Here is an 18,185-nt window from a genome sequence, read left to right as displayed (position 1 = left end):
CGGGAACGGGCGTCGCGGATCCCGGGCAAGGACGAGAGGTAGGATCGTGGTCATTCAGAAGAATTGGCAGGAACTGATCAAGCCGAACAAGCTGCAGGTCACGACCGGCGACGACCCGAAGCGGGTCGCCACGGTCGTCGCCGAGCCGCTCGAGCGCGGCTTTGGCACGACGCTGGGTAACGCCCTGCGCCGGGTGCTCCTGTCCTCGCTCCAGGGCGCGGCCGTGACCTCGGTGCAGATCGACGGCGTGCTGCACGAATTCTCGTCGATCCCGGGCGTGCGCGAGGACGTCACCGACATCGTCCTCAACATCAAGACCATCGCGATCCGCTCGCAGACGGACGCGCCGAAGCGCATGACCCTGCGCAAGACGGGCCCGGGCCTCGTCACCGCCGGTGACATCGGCACGGTCGGCGACATCCAGATCCTGAACCCCGACCTCGTGATCTGCACGCTGGACGACGGCGCCGAGATCCGCATGGAGTTCACGGTCGCCACCGGCAAGGGCTACGTCCCGGCCGAGCGCAACCGCCCCGAGGACGCGCCGATCGGCCTGATCCCGGTCGACTCGCTGTTCTCGCCGGTCACCAAGGTCAGCTACCGCGTCGAGACGACCCGCGAGGGCCAGGATCTCGACAAGGACAAGCTGACCATGACGGTCGAGACCAACGGCGCGGTCTCGCCGGAGGATGCCCTGGCCTACGCCGCGCGCATCATCCAGGACCAGCTGCAGGTCTTCGTGAACTTCGAGGATCCGCGCAAGGAAGAGGCCGCGCCGCTCGCGCCGCAGCTGCCCTTCAACCCGGCGCTGCTCAAGAAGGTCGACGAGCTGGAGCTGTCGGTCCGTTCGGCGAACTGCCTGAAGAACGACAACATCGTCTACATCGGCGACCTGATCCAGAAGTCCGAAGGCGAGATGCTGCGGACCCCGAATTTCGGCCGCAAGTCGCTCAACGAGATCAAGGAAGTGCTCGCCGGCATGGGCCTGCACCTCGGCATGGACATCCCCGGCTGGCCGCCGGAGAACATCGAGGATCTCGCCAAGCGCTTCGAGGAGCACTACTGAGAGGCGCAGCCGCCTTGGGCTGAACGGGGCGGCGCTCTCCAACGCGGCTCGTTTGGCTGATTGAGACCCGGGACTTCGCTGAGCCGACGCGAAGTCCCACAGAATCCCGCCGCGGGGTCATGCGGAATCAACCGCCCTGTTTTCGGGGCACCCGGCCGTACCGTGGCACGGCGGCCGAGACCAGAAGGAAGCCAGCACCATGCGTCACGGTTATCGCGGCCGTCGTTTCAACCGCACCGCCGAGCATCGTAAGGCGATGTTCGCCAACATGTCGGTCGCGCTGCTCAAGCACGAGCAGATCGTCACCACCCTGCCGAAGGCGAAGGACCTGCGTCCGGTCGTCGAAAAGCTGATCACGCTGGGCCGCATCGACAGCGTCCACACCCGCCGTCTGGCGATGGCGCAGCTGCGCGACGCCGACATGGTGAAGAAGCTCTTCACGGTGCTCGGGCCGCGCTACGCGGGTCGTCCGGGCGGCTACTGCCGGATCATGAAGGCCGGCTTCCGCCAGGGTGACAACGCCCCGATGGCGGTGATCGAGTTCGTCGATCGCGACGTCGAGGCCCGCGGCAAGGATTCCGGTCCGAGCCAGGTCGCCGAGGCCGCCTGATCCTCAAACGGGCCTCCCGGCCCCCGTTATCGTCAAGAAGCCGTCCCGGTTCCCCGGGGCGGCTTCTTGCATTGCGCGGTGCTTCGCATTCCTGCGGGCGCAGCAAAGCGATCTGAGGCAGCGCGCCCGGCTCGGAAAATGCCCGCTGACTTTGGGTCGCTGTGCTGCGCCCGCGGTCACGATGCACGGATCACAAAAAACCCGCCGGCTCGCGCCGACGGGTCTGAAGCAGGGTCCACGTCTCGGATGGTCTGCCGGAGCTCGCTCGAACGATCCCTTCGGCCTGGGACCGGGAACTCAACGGCGCCGCGATCCGAAAACTTCTATCCCTGCTGATACGCGTCCGGTGGAGCGTCCTGATCAAGATCGTTGTCGCGCCTGCGGCGCGGGAAGATGCCGTGATTGCTCATGGTCCACCTCCTCTTCGTAACCCGGGCGCTAGGCTCCGGTGAGGGAACAATGAGCCGGCAGCCGGTCGGTTCCCGAACGGTTCAGTGGGATCCCGTGTCCGCCGCATCGAGCAGCAGGGAGACCCGGTCCGCGAGGTCGGCCGAGCGGAACGGCTTCGCCAGTACCGGCAGATCCTCCGGGATGTGCATCGCGTCGGCATGGCCCGTGAGGATCAGCACGGGCAGGCCCGGCTTCCGCTCGCGGATCGCGGCTGCGAGTTCGACGCCGCTCATGCCCGGCATGGCGAGATCGGCCACCACGATGTCGAAGCGGTCGCGGTGGAGCGCGCGCAGAGCCGCGTCGCCATCGCCCGCCTCCGTGATGCTGTGCCCGAAGCCGGTGAGGAACGAGGCCGTGACGTGCCGGACCTGCGGATCGTCGTCCACGATCAGGATCCGCGCCCGCCGGGCCGAGACGGGCGCCGGGTGCGCCGTCGGGGCGAGCCACTCCGGACCGGCCTCGGCGAAGGGCAGAGCCAGCTCGACGCGCGTGCCCTGACCGACCTTGCTGTCGATCACCAGTCGGCCCTTCGATTGCTGGGCGAGGCCGAACACCATGGCGAGCCCGAGCCCGGTGCCCTGACCCACCGCCTTGGTGGTGAAGAACGGCTCGCAGACCCGGCGCAGGATCTCCTCCGGGATGCCGGTGCCTTCGTCCGTGACGCTGACGCCGAGATAGGCCCCATCGGCGATCTCGGGATCCCCGGTGATGCCGAGCCGCCGGGTCGCCACCGTGATGGCGCCGCCCTCAGGCATCGCGTCGCGGGCGTTGATGCACAGGTTGAGGACGGCGAGTTCGAGCTGTTCGGGATCGACCTGCACCGCCGGCAGGCCGTCTTCGAGGTCGGTCCGCACGGTGACATGCCCGCCAAGGCTGCGGCCGAACAGGTCGCTCATCCCCACGATCAGGGCGTTCACGTCCACCGCCCGGGCCTGAAGGTCGTGGGCGCGGCTGAAGCTGAGGAGGCGCTTTGTCAGCGAAGCGCCGCGCTCGGCCGCCCCGCGGGCATTCTCGATCAGGCGCTGGACCCGGGGCTGATCGGCGACCTTCGGCCCGGCCAGTTCCAGGCTGCCGAGGATCGCGGTCAGCAGATTGTTGAAGTCGTGGGCGATCCCGCCCGCCAGCGTGCCGAGCGCCTGCATCTTGTCGGACTGGCGCAGGCGGCCCTCCAGGATCCGCTGCTCGGTCACGTCCCGCTCGATCACCGCGAGGTGGCTGATCGCGCCACCGGCGTCGCGGATCGGCACCCGGGTGACGTAGCTCCACTGCTCGGCGCCGGTCGGGCCGTCGCTGACGAGGACCTCGGCCACCGTGCCGGCCCGGATCGCCGCCGCATCGGGCTCGGCGCTGGCAGCCCCCCTGGCGCCGAGGATATCCTCCTCGCGCCGGCCGAGGCAGGCGGCGATGTCATGGCCGAGGAGGGCCGCCTTGCGGGCGTTGAGCCGCACGAAGCGCCGTTCGGCGTCCTTGAAGCTGATCGCGTCCTGGGCATGGTCGAGCAGACCGCGCAAAAGCGCCCGCTCGGTGGCGAGGTCCCGGCTGAGGCGATACCGCTCGAAAGCCTGCCGGACGGTTGAGCGTAGCAGGGCCGCATCCCAGGGCTTCGTCACGTAGCCGACGATGCCGCCGCGGTTGAGCGCCGCGATCACCGCGGTGATGTCGGCATAGCCGGTGAGCAGGATCGCCTGCGCGTCGTGGAAGGTTCGGGCTTCGGCGAGCAGCGCGTCGCCGGTCAGCCCCGGCATGCGCTGGTCCGAGAGCACCACGGCGATGTCGGGCTCGGCGCGCAGGATCTCCAGCGCCTCGGCGGGGCGCGAGGTCGTCAGCACCCGGTAGGAATCTTCGAACAGATCCTCCAGGGCGATCAGGATGTCCGGCTCGTCATCGACGGCCAGGATCGTCCCTACACCTGCCGTACCGTCAGTCATACACTGGCCGCCTGCCGCGGGATCCCGATCACGAAGCAGGCTCCCCCACCCGGGGCCGTCTCCACGGTGAGCGAGCCGCTATGCGCTTGAACGACGCTATAGGCAATCGCAAGACCAAGCCCCGTACCGGACCCGACCGGCTTGGTTGTGAAGAACGGCTCGAAGATTTTCTCACGCAGGGTTTCCGGAATACCAGGACCGGTATCGCTGATCCGGATCTCGTCGAGATCCTCGGTCGAACGCGTATCGATGCGGATCGTGCCGCCCCCCGGCATGGCGTCGGCGGCGTTGCCGAGGATGTTCATCACGACCTGATTGAGCAGGGCCGGGGTGCAGTGGATCTCCGCCCGGCCGTGAAAGGTTCGCTCGACGACGATCCGGTCGCCGAGCTTGTGCTGGATCAGGGCCAACACGGTCTCGATCGCCTCCGGCACGTTGACGAGGGCGCGCTCGCCCTCATCGAGGCGGGAGAATTTCCGCAGGTTCAACACCAGATCCTGGATCCGGGTCAGCCCCATCCGCATCGAGCCGACCCGCTGGCGGGCCTTCTCGACGGCCCGGGCGGCGGCCTCCGGGTTCGCCTCCGGCAATTCACCGAGGAGGCGCTCCACCGTGCCCTGGTGGGCCAGGATGAAGGCGAGCGGGTTGTTGATCTCATGGGCGATGCCGGCGACCAATTCGCCGAGCGAAGCCATCTTGGCGGCCTGGACCAGCTTGGCCTGGGCTTCGGTGAGCTGCCGGTTGGCATGGGCGAGGTCGCGGTTGGCCCGCTCCAGCGCGTCGGCGAGGCGCGCCCGGGATTCGGCGGCCTCGGCCTCGGCGCGGGCGCGCTCGACGGCCCGCTCCCGCTCGCCGAACTGGCCGGCGATGCGCCGGTCGTCCTCCTCCAGCAGGCGGCGGCGGACGAAGCCGCGGACCCGCAGCGCCAGGACCTCCGCGTCGGTCTTCGACACCACGTCGTCGGCGCCCGCGGCGTAGGCCTCGACCAGGAAATCCTTGGCCGGATCACCGCCGGCAATGCCCACGAGGTGGAAGCCCGCCCCCGCGGCCTGGCCGGAGCGCCGCTCGCTGATCGCCCGGCACAGGGCGAGCCCGTCATAGGCGTGACCGAGGAGATCGACCGTGACGCAGTCGAACGGCTCCCCGTCCGCCAGCGCGTCCAAGGCGGCGAGCGCGGCCTGAGGACCGTCGGCGCTCGCCACATGGTGCCCGTCCTGGGCCATCAGGCCGGCCAGGAAGGTCCGGTAGGTGGCGCTGCCGTCGATCACGAGGATCCGCCCGCGCCGGAAGGCGGCCGCGCCCGGCCCCTCGGCCTCGCCGGCCGGTCGGCGCTCGCGCAGCAGGGCGCGGATGCGCAGGATCATCAGGTCGCGATCGGCGGATTTCGGCAGATAGGCATCGGCGCCGCTCTCAAGCCCCTGGCGCTCGCCGCCGTTGCCGCCGGTGAGCATCAGGACCGGCAGGGCGCGGGTGCGCAGGGACAGGCGCATCTGCCGGATCAGCTCGTCGCCGTTCATGCCCGGCAGGTGGTAATCCGCCACCACGAGGTCCGGCTGGCTCCGGTTGAGATGGTCGAGGGCGGTCTCTGCCGAAGCGCAGCGCTCCACCGCGAAGCCGTGGGACTCCAGAAAAAGGCGCAGCTCCAGGGCCTGCGTCTCCGAATCCTCCACCAGCAGGATCCGGGCAGGTCCTTCCGGCGGGCCGGCCAGGGCCTCCGTCACGGCCGCAATCCCGGTTCGGCAAGTCGCAGGACGTGGTCGGCAATCCGGTCCAGGGGCAGGACGGCGCGGGCCGCCCCGAGGCGCACCGCCGCCGCCGGCATGCCGTAGACCACTGCGGTACTCTCGTGCTCGGCGACGGTCTGAGCGCCGGCCTTGTGCATGTCGGCCAGCCCGACGGCCCCGTCTTCGCCCATGCCGGTGAGCAACACCCCGATTCCCGAAGCGCCGGCCTGCCGGGCCATCGAGCGGAACAGGACGGTGGCAGCCGGGCGCTGTCCCGAAACCGGAGCGGCATCGACCACCCGCAGGATCCGGCCCGATCCGAGTTCCAGATGCCGGTCCCCGGGCGCCACGTAGACCCGGCCAGGCTCGGCCCGCTCCCCCTCCCGGGCGAGGCCGACGGGCAAGGTGACGACGCTGTCGAGCCAGGACGCGAACCCGTCCATGAAGGCCGGGCCCATGTGCTGCACCACCAGCACCGGCAGCGGGAAGTCCTTCGGCAGGGCGCCGATGACCTTGGCGAGCGCCGGGGGCCCGCCCGTTGAGGCTCCCAGCCCGAGGATGCTGGGTGCAAGGCCTGGCAGGTCGGCCGGTGGGGCGTAGGAGGCCGCGGTGGTGCGGCCCGCCCATTCGCTGCCGATCGGCCGACGGCGGATCACCGGGACCTGGGCCATGATCCGCAATTGCGTGCAGATCTCCCCCGCCACCGCCTCGTAGCCCGCATGGGTCGTGGCCACGGGCTTCTCGACCACCGACAGCGCGCCAGCGCGCAGCGCGTTCATGGAGATGCGCAGGGACGAATCCTCGACCGAATCCGCCACCACGACGATCGGGGTCGGGTGCTCGGCCATGATCCGGCGGGTCGTCTCCAGCCCGTCGATGCCGGGCAGGCGGATATCCATGGAGATCACGTCCGGACGGGCGGTCCGGAGCTTATCGAGGGCCTCCTCGCCGGAGGCGACCGCGGCGACGATCTCGAGGCGGGGATCGCGGGAGACGATGTGGCGCAACAGCTCGCGCACCACGAGGCTGTCCTCGACGAGCATGACGCGGACCGGGGTCACAGGAGCTGCCCGATCGTGGCGAGCAGCTGGCCCTGGTCGAAGGTCTGCTTGGTCAGGTAGGCGTCGGCCCCGAGGTCGAGACCCCGGGCCACGTCGGTGGCGTCCCCGCGGGAGGTCATCAGGATCGTCGGCAGCCGGGCGAAGCGCGGATCGGCCCGCAGCGCCTGGAGCAGGCCGAACCCGTCGAGATGCGGCATTTCCACGTCGGCCAGGACAAGGTCCACGGGCTCGACCTCGGCGCGCAGCCGGTCGAGGGCGTCCTGGCCGTCGACGCAGACAACCACACGGTAGCCGGCCGCTTCCAAGATGCCCTTCTCCAACGTCCGGGTGGTGATCGAATCATCGACGACCAGAATGGTCGCCCGCGCGGAGGGCCGTGTCGCCGTGTCGCCCGGCGCGCGTGTCGTCGAACGTGGAGCCTGCGCCATCGTTCCGAACGACGACGCGACAGCCGCGCGTGTCGCAAGCCCCTCGGGGTCGAGGAGGAGCACCGGGACGTCGCCGGGCAGGACCGCCGTGCCGGCGATCAGGCCCGGATCGGTGCCGAAGGCGGGGGCTGGCAGGACCAGGAGGGAGCGGACATCGTGCAGCCGGTCGACGGCAAGCGCCAGACGCCCGCCGCCGGCCCGCAGCACCACGGCGAGCAGGGTCTCGGGATCCTCCGCGTCGGGTGCCTGACCCAGGAGCGCGGCGAGGTCGCTGACCGGGTGGTTCGTGGCCGCATCGCCCGCACCGAACCTCAGGATCGTGCGTCCCATCGCCACGGGCAGATCGGCCCGCTTCAGGCGCAGCAGGCGCTCGACAGCATTGCCTGGCAGCGCGTAGCTGCGTCCGCCCGCCTCGACCAGCAGCAGGCTGCGCCGGGCCGCCGAGAGTGGCAGGCTGAAGACCAGCGCGGTGCCGGACGGCGTGCGCGGCTCCAGGCGGACGCTGCCCAGAAGCTGGCGCGCCGCATCCGCCGCCACCGCGAGGCCGTAGCCGCGGCCCGACAGGGTATCGACCGCCCCCGCGGTGGAGAAACCGGGCTCGAAGACGAGCCGCAGCAGGGTCTCGGGATCGGGGCTCGCCTCCGGGGCGAGAAGGCCGCGTTCCCGGGCGACGGTCTCGATCCGGGCGAGATCGGGTCCCGGTCCATCGTCGAACACCGTGACATTGAGCTGGGCGCCGCGCACCACCACCGCCAACCCGAGCCCGAGCGCCTCGGGCTTGCCGGCCGCGCGACGCTGCTCCGGGCTCTGCCAGCCATGGCTGAGGGCATTGCGCAGGGCGTGGAGCAGGGGGTCCTTCAGCGCCTGGAGCGTACCGCGCTCCACCGGCAGGTCGAGGCCGCGCAGGTCGAGATCGACCTCGCGGCCCTGCTCCCGGGCGGTCTCGCGGATGGACCGGGCCAGCGGGGCAAGGACGGTCTCGGCCGGCACCAGAGCGAGGCGTTCGGCAGCCGCACGGACCTGAGCGGCTGCCCCGTCGATGGCGCTGCTGGCCACCGCGTGGCGCCGGGCCAGGTCCGACGCTTCCCGGGCGAAGGCGCCGGCCTCGGCCGCGAAGCTGCGTAAGTCGGTCCTGTCGGTATCCGCCCCGGCAGCGAGCACCTCCGCCCGGACACGCAGATCCCGAGCGAGCCCGGCCAGTCGCGCAAGGCTCTCAGCCGCCGAGGTGCGGCCGGCCAGCGTGCTGGTCAGGTCGTGACTCGCCCGCGCCATCGCCTCGACGGCCTCGCCGGGCACGCGCAGGAAGGCGGCGCCGGGATCGGCCGGCTCAGGCGGCGGCTTGGATGCCAGCGCCTCGGGTGCGGGTGCGGGTGCCGTGGGCTTGGGAAGCGAGCCCTGGGGCTTGGGGGCCGGCGCCCCGCCCTCCGGAGCTGGCCCGGCTTGCGGGGCGGGATCGGCCAACGGCTGAAGCTTGGCGGCCGTCTCGCCCGGCAGCCCGAGGACCTGCCCCAGGGCCGCCAGGGCGTCGGCCGGCATGTCGGGCCCGACCCCGTCCTGCAGGCCGGCGACGTAGGCCTCGATCCGGTCGAGGGCGAGGTGGACAGCGTTGGCCGCCTCCCGGTCGAGGGCGGTGGCACCGGTCCGGACCTTCTCGAACAGCGTCTCAAGGCGGTGCGCGACCGCCTCGACCGCCGGCAGATCGACGGCGCGCGACGCCCCCTTCAGGCTGTGAGCCCGGCGGAACACGTCGTTCCAGTCCGGCGTGGCGCTGCCGAGCGCCCCGCGGATCGCGGTGACATGCTCCCGGTGCTCGACATCGAAGGCAGCGAGCAGGAGCTGGCGGATGTCCTGAGCCAAGCGCCCGGCCTCAGTGCCGGTAGCGTTCGGCCAGCGCCATCAGCGCCTGGGCCAGCTCCGTGAGGTTGGCCGAAGCGGATTCAACCTGCCGCGTGCCGACCGCCGTCTGCTGGCTGGCCTGCCGGATGTTCTGGAGCGCGCCCATCACCTGTTCGATCCCGAGCTGCTGCTGGTTCGTCGAGGCGACGATCTGCTGGAAGGTCTGGACGTTCTCCTCCACCCGGGCGGTGATCTCCTCGATGGTCCGCTGCGTCGTGTCGGAGCGGGTCTTGCCGGCGGCGGCGCGCTTCACCGCCTCCTCGGTCAGCATCACCGAGGTGTTGATGCCCCGCTGGATCTCGCCCAGGATCCCGCGCACCTGGCCAGTCGCCGCCTTGGCCTGATCGGCGAGCAGCTTCATCTCGGAGGCGACGACCGCAAAACTGCGCCCGCTCTCGCCCGCCGCCGCCGCCTCGATGGCGGCGTTCAGCGCGAGGAGATGCGTGCGCTCCGAGATGTCGTTGACCGTCTCGATGATGTCGCCGATCGTCTGGGTCTTCTCTGACAGGCTGACGATGTTGCCGGCCACCGCCTCGGCCTGCTCGCGGATCGCGTCCATGGCCTTGGCGGTGTCGGAGACGGCCCGCAGCCCCTGCCGGGAGGTCTGGGCGGTGGCCTGGGCGGTGGCGATCACCTCGGTGGCGCGCTTGCTGATCTGCGCGCCCGAATGGGTGATCTCGTCGACCGTCGCGGCGGTCTCCTGCACGGCCGCGAATTGCTGCTCGACGGAGGCCGCCTGTTCCTGAGCCGAGGCGCGGATCTCGGTCGCGGCGGCGTTGAGGTCGGCGGTGGCGGCCCGGTTGGTCTTGGCGAGGTCCGAGAGGCCCGCCACCATGGCGTTGAGGGTGGTGGCGAGCCGGCCGATCTCGTCGAGTCCGCTGATTGTCAGCTGGCCCGACAGATCCCCGCCGCCGACCCGCTCCACGAACGCCATGACGGTCTCGAGCGGTCGCACCACCGCGCGGCTGATCAGCCACGTGACCAGGATCGCCAGCGCGATCGCGGCGGCGAGGGTCAGGTAGATCGAGAGGCGCGAGCGATCGTAGACCTCCTGGGCGGCGCGTTGCCCCAGCGCCATGCCGCCATCGAGCAGGGTCCTGAGGTTCTTGATCCCCTCCAGGAAGGGCGCCTGGAGGCGGGTGATCTCGTCGTTGCGGGCGTCCACGCCGGGGACGTCCTGCTTGGCGATGGCCGCGAACTGCGCCTCGCCGAGACTCCGGACCTCGCGGAAGGCGCGCTGCACCTCGGCGGCTGCCGCGGCAATCCGGTCCCAGGAGGCCACGCGCTCGGCGGAGGCCGAGTAGGCGCGGTACTCGGTGGCGAGCTGGATCGTCGTGGTGAGCCGGTTCTCGATCTGGGTCGCGGTCTGGCGCCATGCCGCCACGGTGTCGTCGGTGCGCGCCGTCCGCCCCTGCGCCTGCATCAGCATCGCGATGACGGCGGTGCGGCGCAGCAGCCCGAGGTCGCGGGCCTCGTTGCCGAGGTCGTCGAGCTGGCGCAAGACCGTCATGTCGCGCCGCACGATCGCGTCGGTCGTGTCGCGCACCGCGCCGATCTGCTCCAGCGCATAGAAGCCGAGCGCCACGATCACCACCGTGACGGCGAAGAAGCCGAGGAGGATGCGTCTTCCGATCGAGAGGGTCACGGTCGGGGCTGGCTCCGATTGGGTTCCGGCTGCCCGTCAGGGCAGGGCGCGGCGCAGGAGGCGGGGAAGATCGACGATGACGAAGTCCGGGCGGTCGGCGGCCGCCGTCCCGGGGGCATAGCCCGAAGCGGCGTCGTTGCCCAACCCGTCGGGATCCGGGGATTGCCCGGCGGACACGTCGGCCGCGCGGGCGATGCCCAGCACCCGATCGACCGCCAGGGCCAGGGGCTGATGGGACGGGGCGCCGCGCAGCACCACGAGATGCCCTGCTTCGGCCTCCGGATCCGGCCGGCCGAGCGCCCGGGCGAGGCTGAGCACGCCGACGATCCGTCCCGAGACGGCGATGAGGCCGATCAGCGCCGGCACCGCGCCCGGCATGGGTGTGGCGGACCGCATCGGCAGCACCTGTGCGACGGCGCCCAGCGGCAGGCCGTAGCGCTCACCCCCGCAGACACAGACGAGATGGTCGAGGCCGGCATCGACGTTTGCCGCGGCGGTGCTCCGCCGCGCCAACGCCGCCGCGCGCTCGGCCCTGATGTCCCGCGCCGGGCGAGGCCGCGCCGGCGCGCCGCCGTCCACACCGCTCTGGCGTGCCCTCATCAGGAACCCCTGCTGTCGCGGTCGAGCACCGCGCGGATCGCGGATGCCCCGGCGGCAATCTCGGCAGCAGACGCGCCGTCACCCTCGGACAGCACCGCATCCGGCTGCAGGGCTTGGCTCAGGGCGATGGCGTTGTCGAGGGCGCGGGCCGCCTCGCTCGATCGTTCGAGGGCGATAAGCAACAACCCGAGGTGGTAGTGGGCCATCACGAAGCCGCGGTCGAGATAGAGGGCCGCCCGCAGCGCCCGCTCGGCTTCCGCGTCGCGGCCCAGCGCCCGGGCGAGGAGTCCTTCGTAGAACCGCAAGACGGGATCGGTCGGATCGCGATCGAGGGCGACCCGTAGCGCCCGCCATGCGGACGCGGTCTCGCCGATATCCGCCAGGGCGCGGATCCGGTCGCGGTCGGAGACCGGGGGGGGCGCACGCTCCTCAGCCACGGTTTCGGCTGGCGGGACGGGCGGCCTCGTTCCCTCGGCCGGGGGAACGGCTGGCGCACCGGTCGGCACCCAAGGGGGCACCCAGGTCGGCGTGAACCCTTCGGCTCCGATGCCCGGCGGTATCACAGGTAGGACCGGCAACGCTGGCGCGGCCGGCACCACAGGAATCACCGCCGCATCCGGCCGGGCACGGTAGGCCACGGTCCCGGGCAGGCTGACGGCATCGAGGAAGCCCGAGAAGGCCGGGCTCGGCTCCGCATGGCCGAGGAGCAGCCAACCATCCGCCCGGAGCCTTCGTCCGAGGCCGCGCACCACCGCGGTCACCGTCCGGGCGTCGAAATAGATCAGGACGTTCCGGCACAGGATCAGGTCGTAAGGCTCGCCCCCCGGCGGGTTTGGCTCGACCAGCGTCAGCAGGTTGCCGCGCTCGAACCGCACGCGCCCGCGGTACTCCGGGCGCAGGGCGTAGCCGCCCTCCCGCCGGATGCCGGGGGCGGGGGGCAGGCGTGTGAAGTAGCGCAGCCGCTCGTCCGGCGGCATCGTGCGCAGGGCCCAGCGGCCGTACTCGGCGGCGCGCGCAGTAGCGAGCGCCTCGGTGCTGATGTCGGTACCGAGGATCGAGACCCGCCAATCCGGCAGCGCGTCGCCGAGGAGTTCCTGCACCAGGATCGACAGGGAGTAGGGCTCGGCCCCCGTCGAGCAGCCCGCGCTCCAGATCCGAAGAGTCCGCTCGGCGGCCCGGGCGGCGATCAGCTCCGGCAGGATCCGCCCGCGCAGCGCCTGGAACTGCTCGGCATACCGGAAGAAGAACGTCTCGCCGACGGTGATCTCGGCCTCCAGGCGCGCCCATTCGGCTTCGCCCCGCACGCCGTCCGACAGGAGGGCGGCGTAGGCCATGCAATCGGCCGCCGCGACATCGCGGAAACGCCGGCGCAGCCGCTCGATCAGGAGGTCGTCCTTGTCGGCGTAGTAATGATGACCTGTGCGCGCGATGATCCGCGCCTTCAGCGCCGCGTAGGCGGGATCGGTGCCCGGATCGGGCAAGGGAGACCCGGGACGGGACATCGCGGATCAGACGGAATCGGGCAGAGCGGCGAGGCGCTCGGCGGCGGCCCGGGTCAGCGCCGCGATCCGGGACTGCTCCTGCGCGGTCAGGAGGCGCTCAGGGGCCAGCGCGTGGACGAGACGTTCGCCCAGGACGAGTTCGGCCGTCACGCAACCGTTGAGCGTCCCCGCCTCGCCGGTCGGCCGCACCGCAGATTCGGGGACCGTCACGAGGTCGGCCGCCTGGTCCACGAGATACGCGACAGCCGCACCCCGGACGAGGACGAGATGCGCGTAGAGGCTGTCGGCAGATGCGGTCGCCACCAGGCCGAGCAGGGCCGCAAGGTCGATGACGGGGATCGGCGTGCCGCCGAGATTGAGGAAGCCCGTCAGCCAGCCTCCGGCGGCGGGCGGCATGTGAAGGTCCGGCAGCGGCAGAATCTCGGCGACTGCAGCATGCGGGAGGGCACAGGGCGTGCCGGCCACGTCGAGGAGGAGATAGGCCGTCCCGCTGCTGGCCACCGCCTGTCCCCCATGAACGTGGTCGCGGCGCAGCCGGGACGGCTGGCGCAATAGGCCGAGTCAACGCCTCCGGCAATCACCCAACCCGCAGGCCCTCTCGTCGCGGGGAACCAAGTCTCGCCTCAGCCGCTTATTTTCCGACACAGCAAAGCCGGTCCTCCGTCGGGTGACGCCTCGCCCGCGCCGGTCTAGGTCAAGGATGGACGATGAGGAAACTTCTTTTGGCCGCGGCCTCGCTGACGCTGCTCGCGGGCTCCGCCTATGCCCAGGGCAACGCGCCGTACAACAACTCCGGCTCGCAGGCCGGCGGCCCGCGCGGCGGCATGGAGCGCGCCGGTGAGGCGACCGCGATGGAGCGGGGCGCCGCACCGACCGAGCGGCCGATGATGCGCAAGCGCATGAAGCACAAGCGGATGATGAAGCATCACCGCCGGATGCGTCACCACATGTGATGGCGCGGAGCCCGCCGCCGAAAGGCGGCCGGGCCTCCGTTGCTTGGGCCTGCCGTATCCGCGGCAGGCCTTTTTCATGCCCGAAGCCCAGCATGTGTTTGACGTCGGGCTATCCGGAACCATAGTTCCGCCGACGGACCGGCGCGGTGTCCGCAGAGGACTTTGCGTGGTGCCAACGGGCGGCCCACGCCCGTCGAAACGCGGCAGCGCCAAACGCGATGTTCGAAAACGAACATCCCAGCATCACGGCCCGACCCGATGGGCGACGGGGCAGGGTAGGGGAGGATCGATGTCGCGACCGCTCGAGCGGAGGTCCGAGGAGAGGTTGGAGGCGACCGGGGTCGAGGGGCGGCGCAGCGCCATCGTGACGGCTGTGCGCCAGCGCGGCTTCGTCACCATCGAGGCGCTCGCCGCGCAGTTCGGCGTCACCGTCCAGACGATCCGGCGTGATCTCAACGAGCTGAGCGCGGAGGGCCGGCTGGAGCGCTACCGCGGCGGCGGCGGCCTGCCATCGAGCGTCGAGAATATCGATTATGCCGATCGCCGGGTGACGCTGCTGCCGGAGAAGACGCGGATCGGCCGGCTCGCCGCGAGCCGCATCCCGTCGCACTGCTCGGTCTTCATCAATATCGGCACGACGCCCGAGGCGGTCGCCCGGGAGCTGACCCGGCACGACGATCTCAGCATCATCACCAACAACCTGAACGTCGCGCTGTCCCTCGCGGAGGCGACGGAGTTCCGCATCGTCGTCGCCGGCGGCACGGTGCGCAACCGCGACGGGGCCGTACTCGGCCAGCTCACCTGCGATACGCTCAGCCAGTTCCGGGTCGACGTGGCGGTGATCGGCACCAGCGGCATCGACGCCGACGGGGCGCTCCTCGATTACGATTACGAGGAGGTGCGGGCGACGCAGACCATCCTGGCCCATGCGCGGAAGACCTTCCTGGTGGCGGACCACAGCAAGTTCACGCGCCGCCCGATGGTTCAGGTCGGGCGGCTCGATCAGATCGATACGTTTTTCACGGACCGGCCACCGCCCCCGGAAATCGCCCTGCTGCTTGACCGGATGGGTGTCACCCTGGCCGTCGCCGACGAGGTGAGCGAACCCTAACGAACGAAAAAATTTTCGCTTGCGAAAACGAGAGGCCAGGTCAATATAGTGCCAACCCGCCACCAGGGCGGGACAGGAGGAACCATGGCGGCTGCAACGCGTCAGCGCGAGCCGTCCGACGCCTACGATCTTCTGGTCGTCGGCGGCGGCATCAACGGCACTGGCATCGCCCGGGATGCGGCCGGCCGCGGCCTGTCGGTCCTCTTGGCCGAGCGCGGGGATCTCGCGGGCTTCACGTCTTCATCCTCGACGAAGCTGATCCACGGCGGCCTGCGCTACCTCGAATATTACGAGTTCCGGCTGGTGCGCGAAGCGCTGGCGGAGCGCGAGCGGCTGCTACGGCTCGCCCCGCACGTGATCTGGCCACTGCGCTTCGTCCTGCCCCACGACGACGGCTTACGCCCGGCCTGGATGCTGCGGCTCGGCCTGTTCCTCTACGATCACCTCGCGCGCCTGCGGACCCTTCCAGGCTCCCACGGGGTCGACCTGCGCAAATCCGACTACGGCGCGCCGCTGCAGCAGCGGCTGAAGCGCGGCTTCGTGTATTCCGACTGCTGGGTCGAGGACAGCCGCCTCGTGGTGCTCAACGCCATGGACGCCCGCGAACGCGGCGCCACGGTGCTGACCCGCACCGGCGTCGTCTCGGCCCGGCGTGAAGGCGAGGGCTGGGTCGCGACTTTGCGCGACGAACGCGGCGGGGCTGAGCGGACGATCCGCGCCAAGGCCGTGGTCAACGCCGCCGGCCCCTGGGTCAGCGCCACCCTCGGCGGCACGCTCGGCATCAACAGCCGCGCCGCGGTGCGGCTGATCAAGGGCAGCCACATCGTGGTGAAGCGCCTGTTCGAGGGCGATCAGGCCTACATCCTGCAGCAGCCCGATAAGCGCATCATCTTCGCAATCCCCTACGAGCGCGACTTCACGCTGATCGGCACCACCGACGTGCCCTATGACGGCGAGCCCGGCCCGGTCTCGATCTCGCAGGAGGAGACCGACTACCTCTGCGGGTGCATCAACCGCTCGTTCGACACGCAGATCACCCCGGCCGACGTGGTCTGGAGCTATTCGGGCGTGCGCCCGCTCTACGACGACGCGGCCGAGAACGCCTCCGCGGTGACCCGCGACTACGTCCTCGACGTCGAGGACCAGGGCGGGAAGGCCGCCGTGCTGTCGGTGTTCGGCGGCAAGATCACGACCTACCGGCGGCTTGCCGAGCACGCGCTGGAAAAGCTGAAGCCCTACTTCCCGCACCTCAAGAAAGCCTGGACCGGGGACGCGGTGCTGCCGGGCGGCGCCATGACGGATGCGGATTTCGACCAGTTCCTGGCGAAGCTGCGGGCGGAAAAGCCGTTCCTGCCGGAGGAGACCGCCCGCCGCCTCGCCCGCGCCTACGGCACCCGGGCGCGGGACATCGTCGGGACCGCCCGCTCCATGGCGGATCTCGGCGAGGCCTTCGACGGCGGCCTGACGGCGGCCGAGGTTGATTACCTGCGCACCGAGGAATGGGCGATCACCGCCGAGGATATCCTGTGGCGGCGCTCGAAGCTCGGCCTGCGCACGAGCCCGGAGAGCGCCGCGCGCCTGACCGTCTATCTCGATCGCAGGGCCGCGGCGGCCTGATTGTTTCGGCACCGATCCGGCGCAGACCGGTCGGGCATAACAGGGGAGGGAACGATGAGCCGTTACGTCGGGGCCATCGACCAGGGCACCACCAGCAGCCGCTTCATCGTGTTCGACCGGGAGGGCAGCGTGATCACGCTGGCCCAGGCCGAGCACGCGCAGATCTATCCGGCCCCGGGCCATGTCGAGCACGACGCCACCGAGATCTGGACCAAGACACAAGCCGTGATGCGCGAGGCGCTGGAGAAGGGCGGGCTCCAGCCCTCCGACCTCGCCGCGGTGGGCATCACCAACCAGCGCGAGACCACGGTTATCTGGGACCGCAGGACCGGCAAGCCGCTCCACAACGCTCTGGTCTGGCAGGACACCCGCAACGACCGTCTGGTCGCCGAGTTCGCCCGCGAGGGCGGTCGCGACCGGTTCCGCGATCTCACCGGCCTGCCGCTGGCGAGCTATTTTTCGGGTCTCAAGCTTCGCTGGCTGCTCGACCATGTCGAGGGCGCCCGGGAGAAGGCCGAGGCCGGCGACGTGCTGTTCGGCAACATCGACACGTGGCTGGTCTGGAACCTCACCGGCGGCACGGAGGGCGGCCTGCACGTCACCGATGTGACCAATGCCAGCCGCACGCAGCTGATGTCGCTCAAGACCCTGGACTGGGACGCGGGCATGCTGTCGACCTTCGGCATCCCGAAGGCGATGCTGCCGAAGATCGTCTCGTCGAGCGAGGTCTACGGCGAGACCAGGGCGCCGTTCGCGGACGTGCCGATCGCCGGCATCCTGGGCGACCAGCAGGCGGCCCTGTTCGGCCAGACCTGCTTCACCCCGGGCGAGGCCAAGAACACCTACGGCACCGGCTGCTTCGCGCTGATGAATACCGGCGAAGAGCCGGTCCCCTCGAAGGCCGGCCTCGTCACCACGCTGGCCTACCGCCTCGACGGGCAGAAGCCCGCCTACGCGCTGGAGGGCTCGATCGCCATCACGGGCGCCCTGGTGCAGTGGCTGCGCGACAACCTGCACATGATCAAGGATTCCGCCGAGGTCGAGACGCTCGCCACCACGGTCGAGGACAATGGCGGCGTCTATTTCGTGCCGGCCTTCTCGGGGCTCTACGCGCCGCACTGGAACGAGGGCGCCCGCGGCCTGATCATCGGCCTGACCCGCTACGCTAATCGCGGCCACATCGCCCGCTCGGTGCTGGAGGCGACCGCCTTCCAGACCCGCGAAGTGCTGCAGGCGATGGCCAAGGATTCGGGCATCCCCGTCAAGGAACTGCGGGCCGACGGCGGCATGGTGGCCAACAACACGCTGATGCAGTTCCAGTCCGACCTGCTCGACGTGCCGGTGGTACGCCCGAAGGTGGCTGAGACCACGGCGCTTGGCGCCGCCTACGCGGCGGGTCTGGCGGTCGGCTACTGGAAGGGGCTCGACGACCTCAAGCGCAACTGGGGCGTCGACAAGCGCTGGACGCCGAAGATGGATGCCGGCCAGCGCGAAAAGATCGCCGCCGCCTGGGGCCGGGCGGTGCAGCGCTCCTTCGACTGGAAGACCGACGAGGAGTGAGGGAGCGGACGGCGCCGCTTCTCTCCCTCCCCCC

Annotated in this window: 14 protein-coding genes; 6 read left to right on the top strand and 8 right to left on the bottom strand. The window is 70.6% G+C overall.

Annotation, left to right across the window (positions count from 1 at the left end):
- Nucleotides 1-46 precede the first annotated feature (46 nt).
- On the top strand, nt 47-1,066 hold the full coding sequence (locus BLQ49_RS10565) for a DNA-directed RNA polymerase subunit alpha (RefSeq protein ID WP_010686165.1): 1,020 nt from the start codon (nt 47-49) through the stop codon (nt 1,064-1,066).
- A 199-nt stretch (nt 1,067-1,265) separates the two neighbouring features.
- Nucleotides 1,266-1,676, top strand: a complete 411-nt coding sequence (gene rplQ / locus BLQ49_RS10560; protein WP_091715648.1) for a 50S ribosomal protein L17 — start codon at nt 1,266-1,268, stop codon at nt 1,674-1,676.
- 491 nt (nt 1,677-2,167) lie between these two features.
- On the opposite strand, the gene BLQ49_RS10555 is transcribed toward rplQ, so the two are convergent.
- From BLQ49_RS10555 to BLQ49_RS10520, 8 genes are read right to left on the bottom strand one after another with little or no spacing between them, the layout of a single operon-like run.
- Nucleotides 2,168-4,054: a response regulator gene (locus tag BLQ49_RS10555; RefSeq protein ID WP_091715647.1), complete on the bottom strand. Its 1,887-nt coding sequence runs from the start codon at nt 4,052-4,054 to the stop codon at nt 2,168-2,170.
- A complete protein-coding gene (locus BLQ49_RS10550; protein WP_208859035.1) occupies nt 4,051-5,775 on the bottom strand; it encodes a response regulator in 1,725 nt (574 codons plus the stop codon). The genes BLQ49_RS10555 and BLQ49_RS10550 overlap by 4 nt, the downstream gene beginning before the upstream one ends.
- Entirely contained in the window at nt 5,772-6,821 is a 1,050-nt protein-coding gene (gene cheB, locus BLQ49_RS10545) for a chemotaxis-specific protein-glutamate methyltransferase CheB (protein WP_091715645.1), read from the bottom strand. Before cheB ends, BLQ49_RS10550 begins: the two co-directional genes overlap by 4 nt.
- 14 nt (nt 6,822-6,835) lie before the next feature.
- The gene (locus BLQ49_RS10540; protein WP_091715644.1) at nt 6,836-9,124 is read right to left on the bottom strand and encodes a hybrid sensor histidine kinase/response regulator; all 2,289 of its coding nucleotides are present in this window, start codon (nt 9,122-9,124) and stop codon (nt 6,836-6,838) included.
- A 10-nt stretch (nt 9,125-9,134) separates the two neighbouring features.
- On the bottom strand, nt 9,135-10,808 hold the full coding sequence (locus tag BLQ49_RS10535) for a methyl-accepting chemotaxis protein (protein WP_091715642.1): 1,674 nt from the start codon (nt 10,806-10,808) through the stop codon (nt 9,135-9,137).
- 36 nt (nt 10,809-10,844) lie between these two features.
- The gene (locus BLQ49_RS10530) at nt 10,845-11,408 is read right to left on the bottom strand and encodes a chemotaxis protein CheW (RefSeq protein ID WP_091715640.1); all 564 of its coding nucleotides are present in this window, start codon (nt 11,406-11,408) and stop codon (nt 10,845-10,847) included.
- Nucleotides 11,408-12,910 (bottom strand): CheR family methyltransferase, encoded by a 1,503-nt coding sequence (locus BLQ49_RS10525; protein WP_091715639.1) that lies wholly within the window; start codon nt 12,908-12,910, stop codon nt 11,408-11,410. The genes BLQ49_RS10530 and BLQ49_RS10525 overlap by 1 nt, the downstream gene beginning before the upstream one ends.
- A gap of 6 nt (nt 12,911-12,916) precedes the next feature.
- On the bottom strand, nt 12,917-13,411 hold the full coding sequence (locus BLQ49_RS10520) for a chemotaxis protein CheW (RefSeq protein WP_091715637.1): 495 nt from the start codon (nt 13,409-13,411) through the stop codon (nt 12,917-12,919).
- A gap of 206 nt (nt 13,412-13,617) precedes the next feature.
- Between BLQ49_RS10520 and BLQ49_RS10515 the strand changes: the two genes are divergently transcribed.
- The 4 genes from BLQ49_RS10515 to glpK all read left to right on the top strand — a co-directional run bounded on the left by BLQ49_RS10515 (nt 13,618) and on the right by glpK (nt 18,151).
- Nucleotides 13,618-13,863, top strand: coding sequence for a hypothetical protein (locus tag BLQ49_RS10515; RefSeq protein WP_091715635.1), 246 nt, complete (start codon nt 13,618-13,620; stop codon nt 13,861-13,863).
- Nucleotides 13,864-14,152: 289 nt separating this feature from the next.
- On the top strand, nt 14,153-14,974 hold the full coding sequence (locus BLQ49_RS10510; RefSeq protein ID WP_091715633.1) for a DeoR/GlpR family DNA-binding transcription regulator: 822 nt from the start codon (nt 14,153-14,155) through the stop codon (nt 14,972-14,974).
- A gap of 84 nt (nt 14,975-15,058) precedes the next feature.
- Complete coding sequence (glpD, locus tag BLQ49_RS10505; protein WP_091715632.1) at nt 15,059-16,591, top strand: glycerol-3-phosphate dehydrogenase; 1,533 nt, start codon at nt 15,059-15,061, stop codon at nt 16,589-16,591.
- Nucleotides 16,592-16,645: 54 nt separating this feature from the next.
- Complete coding sequence (glpK, locus tag BLQ49_RS10500; RefSeq protein WP_091715630.1) at nt 16,646-18,151, top strand: glycerol kinase GlpK; 1,506 nt, start codon at nt 16,646-16,648, stop codon at nt 18,149-18,151.
- The last annotated feature ends 34 nt before the right edge of the window (nt 18,152-18,185 follow it).

The sequence above is a fragment of the Methylobacterium phyllostachyos genome (genome assembly GCF_900103445.1).
GTDB classification, from domain to species: Bacteria; Pseudomonadota; Alphaproteobacteria; order Rhizobiales; family Beijerinckiaceae; genus Methylobacterium; species Methylobacterium phyllostachyos.
Note: the sequence above shows the minus strand (reverse complement) of the source record. Positions and strands in the feature narration are given on the sequence as shown.